General features: G+C 70.8%; 14 protein-coding genes. 4 read left to right on the top strand and 10 right to left on the bottom strand.

What is annotated here, in order from left to right; all coding sequences use genetic code 11:
* Nucleotides 1-201: 201 nt before the first annotated feature.
* The 3 genes from IE263_RS26715 to IE263_RS26705 are packed head-to-tail and all read right to left on the bottom strand — an operon-like array spanning nt 202 to nt 3,858.
* Nucleotides 202-1,260, bottom strand: a complete 1,059-nt coding sequence (locus IE263_RS26715) for an ABC transporter ATP-binding protein (protein ID WP_189940329.1) — start codon at nt 1,258-1,260, stop codon at nt 202-204.
* Nucleotides 1,257-2,780 carry an ABC transporter permease gene (locus tag IE263_RS26710; RefSeq protein ID WP_229911177.1) on the bottom strand — a complete coding sequence of 508 codons (1,524 nt, stop codon included), beginning with the start codon at nt 2,778-2,780 and terminating at the stop codon, nt 1,257-1,259. The genes IE263_RS26715 and IE263_RS26710 overlap by 4 nt, the downstream gene beginning before the upstream one ends.
* 58 nt (nt 2,781-2,838) lie before the next feature.
* Nucleotides 2,839-3,858, bottom strand: a complete 1,020-nt coding sequence (locus tag IE263_RS26705) for an iron ABC transporter substrate-binding protein (protein ID WP_189940327.1) — start codon at nt 3,856-3,858, stop codon at nt 2,839-2,841.
* A gap of 260 nt (nt 3,859-4,118) precedes the next feature.
* Here IE263_RS26705 and IE263_RS26700 point away from each other — a divergent pair, with 260 nt between their 5' ends.
* Nucleotides 4,119-6,683 (top strand): AMP-binding protein, encoded by a 2,565-nt coding sequence (locus IE263_RS26700; RefSeq protein WP_189940326.1) that lies wholly within the window; start codon nt 4,119-4,121, stop codon nt 6,681-6,683.
* Between the two features lie 281 nt (nt 6,684-6,964).
* On the opposite strand, the gene IE263_RS26695 is transcribed toward IE263_RS26700, so the two are convergent.
* From IE263_RS26695 to IE263_RS26665, 7 genes are all read right to left on the bottom strand, one after another.
* Nucleotides 6,965-7,369, bottom strand: coding sequence for a DUF2398 family protein (locus IE263_RS26695; RefSeq protein WP_229911176.1), 405 nt, complete (start codon nt 7,367-7,369; stop codon nt 6,965-6,967).
* Entirely contained in the window at nt 7,369-9,249 is a 1,881-nt protein-coding gene (locus tag IE263_RS26690; protein ID WP_229911175.1) for a TIGR02677 family protein, read from the bottom strand. The genes IE263_RS26695 and IE263_RS26690 overlap by 1 nt, the downstream gene beginning before the upstream one ends.
* A 40-nt stretch (nt 9,250-9,289) precedes the next feature.
* A complete protein-coding gene (locus IE263_RS26685) occupies nt 9,290-9,859 on the bottom strand; it encodes a TetR/AcrR family transcriptional regulator (protein ID WP_189940325.1) in 570 nt (189 codons plus the stop codon).
* Nucleotides 9,849-10,031 carry a hypothetical protein gene (locus tag IE263_RS50090; RefSeq protein ID WP_373312085.1) on the bottom strand — a complete coding sequence of 61 codons (183 nt, stop codon included), beginning with the start codon at nt 10,029-10,031 and terminating at the stop codon, nt 9,849-9,851. Before IE263_RS50090 ends, IE263_RS26685 begins: the two co-directional genes overlap by 11 nt.
* Nucleotides 10,032-10,213: 182 nt before the next feature.
* The gene (gene dgoD, locus IE263_RS26675; RefSeq protein ID WP_189940324.1) at nt 10,214-11,359 is read right to left on the bottom strand and encodes a galactonate dehydratase; all 1,146 of its coding nucleotides are present in this window, start codon (nt 11,357-11,359) and stop codon (nt 10,214-10,216) included.
* 206 nt (nt 11,360-11,565) lie between these two features.
* Nucleotides 11,566-12,333 (bottom strand): SDR family NAD(P)-dependent oxidoreductase, encoded by a 768-nt coding sequence (locus tag IE263_RS26670; protein WP_189940323.1) that lies wholly within the window; start codon nt 12,331-12,333, stop codon nt 11,566-11,568.
* Nucleotides 12,330-13,379 (bottom strand): LacI family DNA-binding transcriptional regulator, encoded by a 1,050-nt coding sequence (locus IE263_RS26665; RefSeq protein WP_189940322.1) that lies wholly within the window; start codon nt 13,377-13,379, stop codon nt 12,330-12,332. Before IE263_RS26665 ends, IE263_RS26670 begins: the two co-directional genes overlap by 4 nt.
* A gap of 475 nt (nt 13,380-13,854) precedes the next feature.
* On the opposite strand from IE263_RS26665, the gene IE263_RS26660 reads away from it, so the two are divergent.
* From IE263_RS26660 to IE263_RS26650, 3 genes are read left to right on the top strand one after another with little or no spacing between them, the layout of a single operon-like run.
* Nucleotides 13,855-15,204 (top strand): ABC transporter substrate-binding protein, encoded by a 1,350-nt coding sequence (locus IE263_RS26660; protein WP_308430693.1) that lies wholly within the window; start codon nt 13,855-13,857, stop codon nt 15,202-15,204.
* Nucleotides 15,201-16,232, top strand: a complete 1,032-nt coding sequence (locus IE263_RS26655) for a carbohydrate ABC transporter permease (protein WP_189940320.1) — start codon at nt 15,201-15,203, stop codon at nt 16,230-16,232. The genes IE263_RS26660 and IE263_RS26655 overlap by 4 nt, the downstream gene beginning before the upstream one ends.
* Nucleotides 16,232-17,053 carry a carbohydrate ABC transporter permease gene (locus IE263_RS26650; protein ID WP_189940319.1) on the top strand — a complete coding sequence of 274 codons (822 nt, stop codon included), beginning with the start codon at nt 16,232-16,234 and terminating at the stop codon, nt 17,051-17,053. The genes IE263_RS26655 and IE263_RS26650 overlap by 1 nt, the downstream gene beginning before the upstream one ends.
* The last annotated feature ends 50 nt before the right edge of the window (nt 17,054-17,103 follow it).

The following is a 17,103-nucleotide window of genomic DNA, read 5'->3' as shown; positions in this document are numbered from 1 at the left end:
GGGTGGGTGGGGGCCTCCGGGCGACGGGTGGGTGCGGCAGACGAGTCGGGCTGTACGCCGGGGACAGCTGCGCGATGCGTGAGAACGGCCTCCGAGCCGCGCGGAGGTTCCGCGTGACCAGAGGCCGTGCACCTCGCGTACACACCGGCCAGGACCGGGCCGGAGAACGCAGCAGGCGTCACATCCCGTCGAGAACCCGCATCACGAGTGCAGGACGGCCTCCCCCCGGACCCGGATGCCGGTCCGCTCACCGGGCTGTACGGCGACGGGGCCGGCCGTGCGGAGGTCCACCGGGTCGGCCAGGCCGTCGACGGCCACGGTGACCATGGCGTCGTGGCCGTAGAAGCGCACCTCGGTGACGGTGCCGCCGACTGCGCCGGACGTGGGCTCGGTGAGTTCCAGTTGCTCGGGGCGCAGCAGCACGGTGCCGGTCCCGTTCACCGTGTCCGTGTCCGTGTCCGTGTCCGTGGCGAGCGGGATGGTGCCCAGAGCGGTGTCCGCGGTACCGCCGCCCAGCGCGGTGGCCGGCAGCAGGACGGCATCGCCGACGAAGCCGGCGATCCAGGGGTCGGCCGGGCGCCGGTAGACCTGTTGCGGGGTGTCGCACTGGGCCACGCGGCCGTCCCGTACGACGGCGACGAGGTCGGCGGTGGACAGGGCTTCCTGCTGGTCGTGGGTGACCAGGACGGCGGTGGCCCCGCTGAGCCGCAGGGCCGCGCGGACATCGGCGCGAACTCCCGCGCGCAGGGCGCTGTCCAGGGCGTTGAACGGCTCGTCCAGCAGGACCAGCGCCGGACGCGGCGCGAGGGCACGGGCCAGGGCGATGCGTTGCTGCTGGCCGCCGGACAGTTCGTGGGGCATCCGTTCGCCGTAGCCGGTCAGGCCGACCAGTTCCAGCATCTCCTCCGCACGACGCCGGCGCGTGGTCCGGTCGAGGCCGGTCAGGCCGAAGGCCACGTTCCGGGCCACGCTCAAGTGCGGGAACAGCGCGCCCTCTTGGGGGACGATGCCGATACGGCGGCGCTCGGGCGGCAGATGGACTCCGGGGCCGGTCATGACGCGTTCGCCGACGGTGACGCTGCCCGCGTCGGCGTGCAGGAAGCCGGCGATGATGCGCAGCAGGGTGGTCTTGCCGCAGCCCGAGGGGCCGAGGACCGCGGCCAGGGCGCCGCCGGGGACGGTCAGGTCGAGTCCGTCCAGGACGGGCGGTGCCGGCGGGCCGTAGGACTTGGTCAGTCCTTCGATGCGCAGTTCGGTCATGTGCGGTGCCTCCCGAGGAGGTAGGAGGGGATCGCGGCCAGCAGGATCAGGGCGGCGGCGTAGGGGGCCGCGGCGGCGTACGAGGCGGTTCCGGTCTCGGTCCACAGGCGGGTGGCCAGCGTGTCCATGCCGGTGGGGCGCAGCAGCAGGGTGGCGGGCAGTTCCTTCATGCACACCACGAAGGTCAGCGCGGCGCCCGCCGCCACGCCGGGCGCCGCCAGCGGCACGGTGACCTCGCGCAGGACCCGCCAGGGTCCGCGGCCGAGGGAACGCGCCACGTCCTCCAGCCCTGGCGGTGCCTGGAGCACGGCGGCACGCGTGGCGGCGACCGCGACGGGCAGGAACAGCACCGCGTACGCGCCGACCAGCAGCGGGAGTTCCTGGTACAGCGGGTGGGCGTAGCGCACCGCGAAGAACACGAGCGACAGGGCGACGGTGATGCCCGGCAGGGCGTGGCCCGCGTAGGCGGCCTGTTCGAGCAGGTGGGCGACCCGGCCCCGGTGGCGGGCGGCGACCACGCCGATGGGCAGCGCGAGCGCGGTGGTCAGCGCCGCGCCGGCGGCCGCGACGCCGAGGGTGGCCGTGGCGGTCTCGGTGAGGCGTGCCGGGTCCCAGGTCGCGGAGTTGCCGACGGCCAGCCAGTAGCCGAGCGTGGTGAGCGGGAACGCGACGGCGGCGGCCGTGACGGCACCGCACCAACTCAGCGACGCCACCAGCCACTTCCCCAGCGGGGCGGGATCGGCGGGGCGTGCGGTGCCGGTGCCGGTGCGCACGTATCGGGCCCGCCCGCGGGTGCGTGCCTCGGCGGCGACGAGGGCGACGGTGAGCGCCACCAGGACGACGCTGAGGGCGGCGGCCGGGGTCCGGTCGAAGGATGCCCGGTAGGAGGTGTAGATGCCGCGGGTGAAGGTGTCGTAGCGCATCAGCGAGACCGCGCCGAAGTCGGAGAACACGTAGAGCGCGACCAGGACGGCGCCGCCTGCCGCCGCCGGGCGCAGTTGGGGAAGGGTGACGCGGAAGAAGGTGCGTACCGGCCCGAGGCCCAGGGAACGGGCGGTCTCCTCCTGCGCGGGGTCGGTGCGGCGCAGCGCGGCGGCGACCGGCAGATGGACGTACGGGAAGCTGACCAGGGTCAGGGACAGAGCGGACCCGGTGAACCCCGCCAGTTGCGGGGCGGCGGACAGCCAGGCGAAGGCGGCGACGTAGCTCGGCACGGCCAGCGGCAGGGTCACCAGCACGGCCCAGCCGCGCGCCCAGGGGAGAGCCGTACGGGTGGTCAGCCAGGCCAGCGACACGCCGAGCACCAGGCAGGCCGCCACGACGACGGCTGCGAGGCCGACGCTGCGGCCCAGCAGCAGGGCGGCGCGTTCGGTGGTGACGATGTCCCAGGCGTAGCCCGGCCCGCGTTCGAGGGCGCGCACGCAGAGATAGACGAGCGGGAGCACCGCGAAGACGGCGGCCACCACTGCCGGAAGGCCCAGCACCCAGGGGACCCGCCCGGCCGGCCGGAGCCGGGACACCGGCCGGCTACGGGGGTCTGCACCGACGGAGGTACCCGTCTTCATGACTGACCTGCCCTCAGACCAGTCCGGCTTCCTGGAGCATGGTCAGCGTCTCCTTGAGCGAGTCGAGCTCGCCGAGGTTGATCTTGGGCGCCTGCAGGGAGTCCAGCGCGGGCAGGCCGTCCGCCGGAGCGACGCCCGCCGACAGCGGGTACTCCTTGGTCTCCTCGGCGAAGTAGCTCTGGGCCTCCTCACCGAGCAGGAAGTCCGCCGCCTGCTGTGCGTAGCCGGCCTCCTTCTTGTCGGCGCCCTTCAGCAGGCCCACGCCGGCGACGTTGACCAGACCGCCCGGGTCGCCGTCCGGCAGGAAGTGGAGCTTGGCGGTGAGCTTGTCCTCGCCCTCCTCCGCGGCCTTCTCGTACCAGTAGTAGTGATTGAGAAGGCCGACGGAGACCTCACCGGAGTCCACGGCCTCGAGGATCTCCGTGTTCTTCTCGTACGCCTTCGGAGAGTTGGCCTTGAAGCCCTTCAGCCAGTCGCGGGTGGCGTCGTCGCCCTCGAGGACGCGCATTCCGGTGACGAACGCCTGGAAGGAGGCGTTGTTCGGCGCGAACCCGATCCTGCCCTTCCACGCCGGCTCGGTCAGGTCGTGCACACTGTCCGGCGGCGTGGGGACCTTGCCCGGGTGGTACGCGAGGACGCGGACGCGCCCGGACACGCCGACCCAGTCACCCTCGCTGCCCCGGTGGGCGGCGTCGACCTTGTCGAGCGTCGACTGCGGGAGCGCCGTCAGCACGCCTTCCTTCGACAGGGCACCGAGGGCCCCGGCGTCCTGCGAGAAGAACAGCGCGGCCTCGGTCTTGTCGCCCTCTTCCAGGATCTGGGCGGCCAGTTCGGCGCTGTCGCCGTAGCGGACCTCGACGTTGGCGTCGAGCTTCTTCTCCAGCTTCTCCAGCAGTGGTGCGACCAGGTCCTCGTTGCGGCCGGAGTAGATGACGAGGTCGGCCGGCTCATCGCTGCAGGCCGCGAGTGCCGGGGCGAGCAGGCCGAGCGCGAGGAGCGGTACGGCGAGACGTCTGGCCGAGGGGCGTCGCATGGTGAAGCCTTCCTGACATGGCTCACTTCCGGTGCCGGACAACGCGCCGTGGGGACGGCCAAGGAGAGCGAGCGGAGGAGCGGTGCCGCGAAGGAACCTGTGAACGCCCTATGAATAAGGTAAAGCTAACCTCACCGTCAAGAACGGCTCGATAACGACAGTCGCTCACCCTTCCGAACGCACATCTGTGAGCCCTCCATGCATCTCTTGTGATGTTCCTGTGCCTTCCCTTAAAGGTTAGGCAAACCTAATATGCGCCTGTGCTCACCGCTTCCGACCTGCTCCAAGGCGTTCCCGGCGCCACGTCGCCGCTGTTCGCCAGACGCCTCGCCACACACGGCGACCGCATCGCGCTGCTCACCGGCGACGGTGAACTGTCCTACCGCGAGCTGGCCGAAAAAGTCGCACAGACGGCCGCTCGCCTGGGCGTCCGGCGGCGACTGGTGCTGCTCGTCGGCGCCAACACGGCCGACGCCCTCGTCACCTACCTCGCCGCGCTCGCGGCCGGCCACCCGGTCCTGCTGGTCCCCGGGGACAACGACGAGGCCGTGCGGTCCCTGACCGCCGCCTACGACCCGGACGTCGTGGCCCGCCCCGACCGCTCGGGCCGCTGGCAGCTCGACGAACGACGGACCGTCTCCGCCCACCAACTCCACCCGGACCTGGCCCTGTTGCTGAGCACCTCCGGTTCCACCGGCTCACCCAAACTCGTACGGCTGTCGTACGAGAACCTGCAGGCCAACGCCGAGTCCATCGCCACGTATCTGGGCATCCGGAAAGACGACCGCGCCGCCACCACCCTGCCCCTGCACTACTGCTACGGACTGTCGGTCATCAACAGCCATCTGCTGCGGGGCGCCGGGCTGCTCCTCACCGGCCTCTCCGTCGCCGACGACGGCTTCTGGAACCTCTTCCGCGCCGCACGCGCCACCACCTTCGCCGCGGTCCCCTACACCTTCGACCTGCTCGACCGGACCGGCTTCGCCGAACTGCGCCTGCCCCACCTGCGCTACATCACCCAGGCAGGCGGCCGGCTCGCCCCCGACCGTGTCGCCCACTACGCCGAGCTGGGACGGCGCGGCGGCTGGGACCTGTATGTGATGTACGGCCAGACCGAAGCCACCGCCCGCATGGCCTACCTGCCCCCGCGCCTCGCCGCCTCCCACCCCGAGGCGATCGGAGTCCCCATACCCGGCGGCTCCTTCCGTCTGGAGGCCCACCCCGACCGGCCCGGCCAGGACACCGGCGAACTGGTCTACTCGGGCCCGAACGTCATGCTCGGATACGCCGAGCGCGCATCGGATCTCGCCCTCGGCCGCACCACTCATGAACTGCACACCGGCGACATCGCCCGACGCACCTCTGACGGACTGTACGAAATCGTCGGCCGCAGCAGCCGGTTCGTGAAGATCCTCGGCCTGCGGATCGATCCGGAGCGCGTCGAGGCGCTGCTGCACCGACACGGCCTCACGGCCTTCTGCGCCGGCGCCGACGACGAACTGGTCGTGGCCGTCGCGGGCGGGAACGACACGGACGCGGGTCGGGTGCGACGCCTCGTGACCGGCGAGTTCGGGCTCCCGCCCCGGGCCGTCGCCGTCCACGTCCTGCCCGAACTGCCCCGACTGGCCACGGGGAAGCCCGACTACGAGACCGTACGGAAGCTCGGCCGCGGACCCGCGCCAGACGAACAACCCTCGGATCTCTGCACGCTGTACGCCGAGATACTCGACCGCGCGGACGTCACGGAGGACAGCAGCTTCGTGTCGCTCGGCGGCGACTCGCTGTCCTACGTGGAGATGTCGCTCAACCTGGAACGAGTGCTCGGCCAGCTGCCACCGGACTGGCACACCACACCCATCCGCGACCTCCGCGGCCCCGCTCCCGCCCAGCCGGCACCCCCCAGGGGCTCACGCAGGCGCACCCTGGAGACCGGCATCGCGCTGCGCGCCGCGACCATCGTCCTCATCGTCGGATCGCACATCCACGTCTTCTACGTCAAGGGCGGCGCCCATCTGCTGCTGGCCGTCGCAGGCTTCAACCTGGCCCGCTTCCACCTCACCCCGTCCGCCGAGCGCCGCGAACGCGTCCGGCACGGGCTGCGGAGCATCTCCCGGATCGTCCTGCCGAGCCTCGCCTGGATCGCCCTCGTCCTGCCGCTCACCGACGACTACGGCCTCACCAACCTCGTCCTGCTGCACAGCGTCCTCGGACCGCACGACAGCGACACGGCCATGCACTTCTGGTTCATCGAGGCCCTCACCTACATCCTGGTGGCCGCGGTCGCCCTGCTCGGCCTGCGGATCGTGGACCGCGCCGAACGCCGCTTCCCGTTCGCCCTCCCCATGACGATCGCGGCGCTCGGCCTGCTCACCCGCTACGACCTCCTCGGCCTGCGCGACCGGATCCACCTCCCGTCGGCGGCCGTGGTCTTCTGGCTGTTCGCGCTGGGCTGGGCCGCGGCGAAGGCGGACACCACCCGTCAGCGCGCGCTGGTGACCGTGGCGGCGGTGGCCACCATTCCCGGCTTCTTCCCCGGCGAACCGTTCCGGGACGCCGTCATCGCGGCCGGCTTCGTCCTGCTGGTGTGGGTACGCAGCCTGCCGAGCCTGGACCGGGTCAACACCGTGGCCGGCGTACTGGCGAGCAGCTCGCTGTACATCTACCTGACGCACTGGCAGATCTACCCCCTGATCGAGGACTTCTCCGGCTGGCTGGCGCTGCTCGCCTCACTCCTGTTCGGCATCGGATACGCGGCGGTGGCGAGCTGGGTGACGCGAAGAGTGTCCGGCCTGCGACCAACCATGCGCCGTCCGGGTCAGGAGTGAAGGTCCCGGCTCTTCACTGCCATGACGAACGCCGACCAATCGGCTGCCCCGTTGCCCAACTCCACGACCACTGCCACATCGTCACCGCCCGACACGGCAACAAGCGGTCGCGGCCTGCTCCTGGTCGATGCCTACGCCACTCGCTGGGGCTGCGAGCCGCGCAGCAGGTTCGTCAAGACCGTCTGGGCCGACGTGTCCCGGTGAGGACCTGGCCCGCGGGGCAGAGCGCGGACACCCGTGCGGTAGAACAGATAGTCAATTGCCCGCAGTGACGGGCAGGTTCACCGGACGGAGATGCGCGTGGGGCTGCCACCGGACTTGAAGGTCATAGCCGACGGCATGAGCAGAAGCTGTTCCGGCGCGGTGACGAGGACCGAGAGGGCGAGGGCCAGGTAGGCGTACGTCCGTGGGGTGAACGGCGTGCCGGTGGACGGCCGCTGAAGGCGGTGGCCCGAGCCGGGGCCGAGGCCCGCCTTGAACAAACGGGCGTACGACGCCTCGACGAGCAGGCGGTAGCCGAACACCTGCTGGAAGCGCTGGGCGAGCCAGTCGGCGTGGCGCCGGATGAGCGGGAAGGTGTCGCTGTGCGGGCCGGTGCTGGTGACCAGGGGGTGGGCGAGGAGCAGCCGGGCGGCGGCGCGGCGCTCGGCGGCGAGTGCGACGTCGTACGCGGAGGGCAGGGGCATCAGGCGCTCGCCTCCTCTGCGGTGGGCGCTGAGGAAGAGCTCTCGACGACGAGTGTGAGGTCGTCCGCCGTCAGGTCGCCGTCCATGGAGCGCAGGAGCGTGTGCCGACCCGGAGTACGCCACGCGGTCAGCCGGATGCCGAGGTCCGCGTCGCCCGCCTGGGCGCCATCCAGCAGGAAGTCGTCGGCGTCCTGGTGCAGTTGGGCGTTGCCGAGGGCGGTGGTGAGGAGTTCCAGCAGCAGGCGCATGGCCGCGGAGCTGAGCCTGACCTGGTCAAAGCGGCCGGAGGCGCTGCGCAGTTCGTCGGCCGCGGCCTGCCGCGCCTCGGCCTGCTCCCGTGCCTGCTCCATGAGGCGGCGCTTCTGCTCGCTGTGGTCCTCGACCGCCGCGGCGCGCCCGCGCGGGGCCCGGCTGCCCCGCTCGCGCAACGCCACCGGAACGTCCACGACGGGCCCGGTCCACCAGCTCACGTACGCCGGTACGGGCTGGTCGGGATCCGGCGCCACCCCCAGGTGCCGCGCTCCGTACAGCCCGAAGGCGGCGACGGCGATGTCGTGGGCCTCCTCGGGCTCCGCGGCGTCGAACCAGGCCGCGAGCCTGAGCAGGTCCTTGCGGCGGGACATCTCGCCGGACGCCGATCGCAGCATCCGCTTGGCGTTGGCGAGGAGGGACTGCAGGGCACGCAGAGTCGCGTCCCTGAGCTGGTCCACCTGGCTGCCGTGCCCGTCGCTGTCCGCGAACCAGTCGCGCAGCCCCTCCCAGTCCGCCAGGTCCCGGCCCCGGCTGCGCTGGACGCGGGTCTCGGGCAGACCGTCGGCGAGCGCTCCGAGGCCGGTCGCGTGCGCGTCGATGCGGGACAGCAGTGTGGGCAGGTGCGGCCAGATCGAGCGCAGGTGGGCGGCGATGCGCGGGGCACGGAAGGAGACGTCCTCGGTGATCGCCTCCACATAGTCGAGCAGCAGCTCCTTGAAGCCCTGGTACTCGGCACCGTCGAGGTCGTAGCGGGCGAGTACCTGGCCCAGGTAGGCGTAGAAGTCCCGTACCGACTCGGCGAATTCGGCGAACTGCACGAACAGCGTGCTGATGCGCTCCAGCGCCCGCTGCGGGTCCGCGCCGCCGGGCGCCGCGACCATGTCGGCGATCTCGCGCAGGCCGCGGTCGACGAGGGTGAGCAGTTCGCTGCTGACCTCGCGTGCGGCGTCCGCTCCGGCCAGCACCTCGTCCGCGTCGCGCTGTACACGCTCCCCCAGTTTGGACAGCTGGTAGCGGGAGCGGGAGCGCTGGTACTCGGCGATGCTGGTGGCCGTGACGGTGTGGGTGCTGCGCAGCAGATTCCCCCAGCGCACGAGCTGTTCGAGCCTGGAGGTGAGCGTCTCGGCGTCAAGAGCCGCACCGGGCCCGCCCGTCTGTGCCAGCTTGGCGAGTACGTCGGGTACGGCCAGATCCGCCAGCAGCGTCCCGCAGAACACCCGCATCACCGCGACGTACTCCAGGCGCTCGGGTGCGCTGAGGTAGGCGTAGGCGCTGAGTCGCTGCCACGCCTCGGCGTCGCTGTCTTCGACGGGCGGTTTCCCGGACGGTTCTTCCGGCGGTCCTTCGTGCACTTCGTCCCCCTCCATACCGCCGAGCGTACGGACCGCCACTGACACTCCGGAGGAAGTCGGGGAAAACCGGCCGCTCACGGGTACGAGGGACGACGAGGCGATGACCGTCAGGGCGCGGCCGGGCACGGTCACCGGATCACGGCGGCCGCCGCCTGCCACGTCACCCGCGCCGGCGGAACCGCCGACGAGCTGACCCGTGCTGCCCGACGCCTGCTGATCGAGGCCGGCGGCGCTGTGCGCACCCCGCAGCGCGCCCCCCAGGGCGGGGGTCGACATAGGTCTCGCTCCAGGTTTCGACGTATGGAGGGGCTGTCCGTCAGCGCACGCCCGCCGCGTCGAGCAGGGTGATCACCGTGGGCGCGATGAGTCCCGTCAGCTTGTCCGCGCCGATGCCCGCGCGGGCGCTGCCACCGTCGAAGACCAGGCTGAGCTGCCGGGCCAGCAGGCCGGGATCGCTCGCCCCGCCCCGCTCGGCCTCGGCGCGGAAGAAGGCGGTCAGGTTCTCCTTGACCCCATGGGCGACCCTGCTCGCGGGGTGGCCCTGGTCCTTGAGCTCGATCTGCGCGGCCAGGAAGGGGCAGCCGTAGAACTCGGGCGCGCCCGACTGCGCTTCCACCTGCTCGAAGACGTGCAGGATCCGCTCCCGGGGGGAACGGTCGTCGTCCGCCGCGGGCAGGAGCGCTGCCACGTAGGCGGCAGTGCGCCGCTCCAGACTCGCCGCCAGCAGTTCGCCCTTGCTCTCGAACAGCTGGTACATGGAGCGCTTCGACACTCCCGCCGCCTTGCACAGCGCCTCGATACCGATGCCGACGCCGTCTCGGTAGATGAGTGTGGCCGCCGCCTCCAGCAGCCGCTCCCTGGGGCTCGGTTTCACTTCAGTGGTCATACCGCGAGGTTAACCCAAAGGGAAGTAAATGAAACCGATCGGTTTCCCGAATGGCGTCCATGGCGCACACCGAGTACGGCCACAGCAGCGGCAGGTGAGCGGCGTCCATGCCCATGACGCCGACCGCGCCGACCATGACCAGGGTGCCCATCAGCAAGGACAGTCCGGCCATGAGGGTGCTGCTGACGGCGAGGGTCCGCACCCGGGTCGCCCGGATCAACAGGTGGTGCAGGCGCAGCGGGTCGCCGGGTCACCCGACCTGCTGATCCCGGTTTGTTCGTGAGACAGCAGGACGGCCGTCTTCACGCTTCGAGTGTCGAGCGACGTCGGGTCGGTCGGTGGTGCCGGGTGCGGCTACCAGGCGGCCAGTGAGCCATCGGTGTTCCGCCAGACCGGATTGCGCCAGCGGTGGCCGCGTTCGGCGGCGGCGCGGACTGCGTCCTCGTCGATGGTGATGCCGAGACCGGGTGCTGTCGGGCGGTCGATGTAGCCGTCGCGGAACGTGAAGGGCGTGGTGTCGGCGAGGTAGTCCAGCAGGCCGCTGCTGTCGCCGTAGCCGATGCCCAGTGCCTGTTCCTGGATGAGGAAGTTGGGGATGGCGAAGTCCAGTTGGAGGCTGGCGGCGAGGGCGATCGGGCCGAGCGGGCAGTGCGGTGCCACCAGGACGTCGTAGGCTTCGGCCATCGCGGCGATGCGACGGGTCTCGGAGATGCCGCCGGCGTGGCTGATGTCCGGCTGGGCCACGGCGATGCCGTCGGAGAGCACCGAGCGGAAGTCCCAGCGGGAGTACAGCCGTTCGCCGGTGGCGATGGGGATCGAGGTGGAGCGCACCACGGCGCCGAGGTCCCGGGAGAACTCCGGCAGCACGGGCTCCTCGACGAAGAGAGGCAGGAGCGGCTCCAGGAAGGGGAGCACACGGCGGGACATCGCGCCGCTGAACCGGCCGTGGAAGTCCAACGCCAGGTCGCGGTCCGGCCCGATGGCCTCGCGGACCGCGGTCACGCCGGCCACGATGGCATCGATCGCGGCGGGTGTGGCGAGCGGCTCCAGCTGGCCGCAGGGGTTCAGCTTGACCGCCGTCATGCCCTTGGCGACCTGCGCGGCCGCCGACTCGCCCAGTTCCTCGGGGGTCTCGCCGCCGACCCAGCCGTAGACGCGCACCCGGTCGCGCACATGGCCGCCGAGCAGCTGGTGGACCGGGACGCCGTGGGTCTTGCCCGCGATGTCCCACAACGCCTGGTCGATTCCGGCCAGGGCGCTGTTCAGGACGACTCCGCCGCGGTAGAAGCCGCTCTTGGCGAGCACCTGCCAATGCTCCTCGATGCGGGCCGGATCCTGGCCGAGGAGGTAGTCGAACATCTCCTCGACGCAGCGGGCGACGGTGTGGGCCTTGCCCTCGACGATGGGCTCGCCCCAGCCGGAGATGCCCTCGTCGGTGTCGACCCGGAGGAAGAGCCAGCGCGGTTCGACGAGGAAGAGCTCGTATCCAGTGATCTTCATGGTGTGGACCTCCGGGTCCTGTGCGATGTGCGGCCTTGCGCGGGGAATGCCCTCTCGGGGGAGAGAGGAGGGGTGTTGCGAGGGGGCTTGCTGTGCGGCGCGTGCGGCGGGGTGTCCGCTCGGGGTGTTGCGGCGCCCGGGTCGTTCTCGGAGCGGGCGGGGCGGCCGGTCGCCCGGGACGGGCGAGGTCCGGCGCGGCCGGTGGCCTACTCCTGGGAGCTGATGCTGCGGCCACCGTCCACGAGGAGGTTCTGGCCGGTGACGAAAGAGGCGTCCTCCGAGGCGAGGAAGGCCACGGCGGCGGCGACGTCCTCGGGGACTCCGAGCCTGCCGACGGGGGTGCGCGCGGCGGTCTGCGCCTTGTACTCCTCGGGCGCCTCGGCCCACAAGGCGGTGACCACGGCTCCGGGCAGGACGGAGTTGAACCTGATCCGGCCTCCGTACTCGACGGCCAACTGCCGTACGAGGGCGTCGATCCCGCCCTTGGCCGCCGCGTACGCCGGGAAGCCCTTGAAGCCGATGGCCGCGTGCACGGACGAGGTGATCACCACCGCGCCCTTGGCCGTCCTGAGCAGGGGCACCGCGGCCCGGACGCCGTAGAACACCGAGTCGAGGCAGAGCCGGAGCTGGTCGTGCCAGGCGCCGTCGTCCAGTTCGTGCGCCGCTCCGGGCAGGTTGCGCCCGGCGTTGAGGTGGAGGACGTCGAGGCGCCCGGTCCAGGACTCGGCCTCGGCGACGGCCGCCGCCCACTCGGTCGGCGAGGTGACGTCGAGGGGCAGATCCCTCGCCCGCCCGCCCCCGGTGCCGATCTCCTCGGCCACGCGATGGGCGGCCTCGGCGTCCACGTCGGTGACCAGGACGGACGCTCCCTCCGCCGCCAGCCGGCGGGCGGTGGCCGCACCGATGCCGGAGGCGGCCGCGGTGAGCAGGGCCGTACGGCCGGTGAAACGTGCCGGTGCGGCGGCGACGGTCATGGCGTTCCTCCTGGTCCTGCCGGTCTGGCCGTGGAGCCGCGCAGCACCAGCCGCGGCTCGGTCGGCACGACGACGTCTCCCACCGGCCTGCCCTCGATGGTGGCCACCAGGGCGTCCACGGCGGCGGTCCCCAGCTCGTACAGGGGCATCGCCACGGTGGTCAGCGGGGGATGGAGGTGCGCGGCCACGGGCAGGTCGTCGTTGCCCACCACGGAGACGTCCTGCGGGATCCTGAGGCCCAGGTCCCTGATCGCGGCCATGGCGCCTATCGCCTGAGCGAGCGAGCTGGTGTAGAGGGCGGTGACCGGCGGACGCGCGCTCCCGGCGGGGGGACGCAGCAGTTCCCGCGCGGCGAAGCCGCCGCCGTCCTCGGTGAAGTCCCCGGACGCGACCGGAGCCGCGTCCAGCCCCAGTGCGTCGGCGTGGCGCAGGAACGCCTCCTTACGGACCTCGCTGGGCGTGATCCCGGGCGGACCCGCGATGTGCCCGACCGCGCGGTGGCCGAGGCCGTGCAGGTGGTCGAGCGCGGTCACGCTGGAGCGCGCGACGTCCATGGTGACGTTGCGGCCGGAGCCCTCCACGGAGCGGTTGAGGAAGACATGGGGGACCGGGCTGCGGCTCAGGGTCTCCAGCAGGGGGTGGCCGGGGCGGGCGGAGGCGATGAGCAGCCCGTCGACCCTGCCCTCCTGCACCAGGTCGCTGAAGGAGCCGTCGGCCTCCTGACCGTCGAAGTCCTCCGCCAGCAGGGAGAGGTAGCCCAGCTCGCGGGCACGTTGATAGGCGCCGCGGGCGATGGTGACGTACGTGGGGTTGGCGAGGGCGGGGATCAGCAGGGCCACTGCGTGGGTGCTGGCTCCAGCCAGGGCCCGGGCCCCGGAATGCGGCCGGTAGCCGAGTTCCTCGGCGACCTCATGGATGCGTCGGCGTGTCTCCGGCCGCACGGACAGGTCCTGCCGACCGTTGAGCACCTTGGACACGGTGGCCTTGGAGACCCCGGCCGCGTGTGCCACATCCACGAGCCTGGCACGGACGGGCTGTTCCGGCACGCTCTCCCCCTCCGGTAGGTGTCGCCCTGGTCCGCTGGGGCGGGCCGAGAGTGACTTGTTCTTAGCTCTTGACACCTTCTGGAAACGCAACTTAACGTTCGCGAAAGTTTCAGTCAACCGGTTTCCTTGGACGGAAATATGCGATAAGCATACGCAGCACCGTGGAAACCGGTCATATCAGCACCGCTAGTTGTCGGCCACATCTGACGTGCAGTCAGTCGGCCGATGGATGCCCCGGGCTCACCGCCGACGCGACCACCGTCGCACCCGCGGTCCGCTGAACCGGTGCACGCACTCGTCCACGCAGACGGATGCGCTCGGTCCAGGGCATCGACACCCCTGCCGAACGAGCCGGTGCTCCGCCGGCCGTCGCGCCCCTCCGCTCGCTCGTCGCGGCAATCCCTCATGCCGCCATGGACCCCGTCGTTCGTCCCGTAGCCGCGTACGTCCGCCACGAAAGGCCACTAGCATGCCCATGTCAAAGACGACATCCCTCGACCGGCGTCGCTTCCTCGCCCTCTCCGCCGGAACCGCGTTCGCCGCGACCGGTCTGTCCGCCTGCGCCGCCAGCGTCAACAGCGACGAGGACGGCGGCGGAAGCGGCTCCAAGACGACGCTCACCGTGATGTCGCAGGACAACGAGCTCGACAAGAAGACCATCCAGGCCGCCGAGCAGGCCCTGGGAGTCAAGATCAGGTTCATCACCTTCGACGACACCAAGCTGAACGCCATGCTGGCTGCCAAGAACCCGCCGGACCTGGTGCGCGGCCTGGGCGCTACGGAGACGCCGTACTTCGCCGCACGCGGGCTGATGGAGGACCTGGACCCGTACTTCGCCAAGAGCTCGGTCCTCAAGTCCTCCGACCTCGACCCGGTCAACGACGTGTGGCGCTACGACGGCCGCCGGCAGGGCGCGGGCCCCCGGTACGGCATGGCGAAGGACTACTCGCAGGACCAGATGTTCTGGTACCGCACCGACCTGTTCGATGCCGCGAAGCTGGACCACCCGAGCGCCACCGAGCCGCTCTCGTACGACGAGTGGCTGGACCTCGGCAAGCGGCTGGTGAAGCGCCGGCTCGGCAAGGTCAAGGTGTACGGCCTCAGCGCCACCTCACTCGGCAACTTCTCCACGCTCATGGGGATGACCGCCTCGGCCGGCGGCAGCCTGTTCGCCGAGGACATGGCCTCCCTCGACTTCTCCTCGCCCGAGGCGCTCAAGGCGCTGAAGTGGCTCCTGGAGTACACCAAGGCCGACATCGGCCCGAACGTCGCCAACCCCAACCCGGACGGCTGGGACTGGCCCACCTACCAGGCCAACCGGATGGCGATCGCCTGCGACGGCTACTGGTTCGGCGGTGCGATCGGCGGCGACCCCAAGGTCGCCGAGGTCTCCCGGTTCGCCCCCGCACCCCAGTTCGGCGGCACCCGCGTCAGCCCCACCTTCGGCGCCACCGGCTACTGGATCCCCAAGGGCGCCAAGAACAAGGACGCCGCCTGGAAGTTCTTCGAGTGGTACTTCGGCGGCCAGCCCGCCAAGGACCGCGCGAGCAGCGGATGGGGCATCCCCACCCTGAAGTCCCTGCACTCGCAGATGCCGCAGGGCACCGCCCTCCAGAAGCAGGCCTTCGAGGTGCAGCAGCAGGAGCTCGACTACTTCAAGGTGCTCACGTTCACCCCGTACGCGCAGCTGGCCGCCCTGGACTCGACGCTCAACCAGGTGCTGCCGCCGATGGTCAAGTCGGGCGCCTCGGCCGGCAAGGTGGCGGACAAGCTCAACTCGCTCATGAACGACCAGCTCGCCAAGGGCAAGCAGGTGCTTGGATGAGCACCACCGGCCAGCTCACCACGCCGGCCCCCGCGCCGGCCCCCCGGGCGGTTGCCGCCCGGGGGGCCGGGCGGCCGGGCGGCCGGTTCGGCTCGCTGCGGCAGCGCAGGGCCCTGTCCTTCTACGTGTTCACCGGCCCCTGGATGCTGGGCTTCCTGGCCCTGACGGCGTTCCCGCTCGGCTACGCCCTGTGGCTGAGCTTCACCAACTCCGACGGGCTCTCCCCGAACCCGCGTTTCATCGGCCTGGCCAACTACCGGGAGGTCCTCACCGACCAGACCACTCTGGACTCCCTGGCCCGCACCGGGCTGTTCACCGCGCTTACGGTGCCGCTGACGATCGCGGCCGGACTCGTCCTCGCGGTCATGATGAACCAGTCGATGCGCGGCCGCGGTGTCTTCCGCACGCTGCTGTACCTGCCCGCCGTGATGCCGCCGGTCGGGGCGGGCCTCACCTTCAAGCTGATCTTCGACCGGGACTCGGGCGCGGCCAACGGCCTCCTGGACCTCTTCGGCTTCAACGGGGTGTCCTGGCTGATGGATCCCTACGCCCGCTGGGTGCTGATCGTGCTGACGATGTGGGGCGTGGGCAACATCATGATCATCTCGCTGGCCGGGTTGCAGGACATCCCGAAGGAGGTCCTCGAAGCGGCGAGGGTGGACGGGGCGAGCCCTTGGCAGTCCTTCACCCGCATCACCCTGCCGCTGCTCTCGCCGGTGCTGTTCTTCCAGGTCGTCACCGGGATCATCGCGGCACTTCAGAGCTTCGCACCGCTGTTCATCTCGCTCGACGCCAGCCCTCAGGGCATGGCGTCCGTACCCCAGGACAACTTCCTGTTCATGATCCACGTCCTCACCGAGTACTTCGCCGACGGCCGGTACGGCTACGCCTCGGCTCTGCTGTGGGTCCTCTTCGCGATCATCATGCTGCTCACCGCCATCGTCTTCCGGCTGAGCAGAGGCGTGGTCTTCTACTCGGTGGAGCCGGAAGCCGCCCGGAAGCGGCCGCGGACCTTGGGAGGCAAGTGATGGTTCTTCCCCGGCGCGCTGCGCTCTACATGGTGCTGGTGGGACTCGTCGTCCTCTTCCTCAGCCCGTTCGGCTGGCTTCTGATCACCGCCCTCAAGGACCCGTCGGAGCTGCGTGTCCTGCCCATCCACTGGTGGCCGCACGAGCCGAGCCTGGGCAACTTCCAGCAGGCGCTGTCCTTCTGGCCGTACCTCGCCTACGCCCGCAACTCGCTGATGGTCTCCACTCTCTACGCCGTGCTGGCGACGCTCGCCTCCGCCTGGGCCGGATACGGCTTCGCCCGGCTGGAGGCACCGGGGAAGCGGATCGTCTTCGGTGTGCTGCTGTCGACGATGATGCTGCCGCAGATCATCACCCTCGTGCCGACCTACCTGCTGTTCGGCAAGATCGGCCTGCTCAACACCTACATGCCGTGGGTGCTGTGGGGACTGTGCGGAGCGCCCTACCTGATCTTCCTGTTCCGGCAGTTCTTCGCGAACATGCCGAAGGAACTGGAGGAGGCGGCGATCGTGGACGGCTGCGGGCAGTTCCGCATCTTCTGGCGGATCTTCCTGCCCCAGTCCTGGCCGGTCATCGCCACCAGCCTGATCCTGTCCTTCAGCTGGACCTGGGGCGACTTCATCGCTCCCGCCCTGCTGCTGGACGACGACCGCACCACCCTCGCCGTCCGGCTCGCGAAGGGCTACTTCACCCAGCACGGCGAGCCGCTGAGCAACCTCGTGGCGGCGGGCACCGTGATGTACGTCGTTCCCGTGCTCGTGCTGTTCCTGATCATGCAGCGCGGCTTCGTCTCCGGAATCGCCACTTCCGGACTGAAGTGACCGACACCCCGGGCCGTAGCGGGCGGGCAGACGATCACTCAATGGACCTA

This window comes from Streptomyces aurantiogriseus, assembly GCF_014649375.1.
GTDB lineage: Bacteria > Actinomycetota > Actinomycetes > Streptomycetales > Streptomycetaceae > Streptomyces > Streptomyces aurantiogriseus.
Note: the sequence above shows the minus strand (reverse complement) of the source record. Positions and strands in the feature narration are given on the sequence as shown.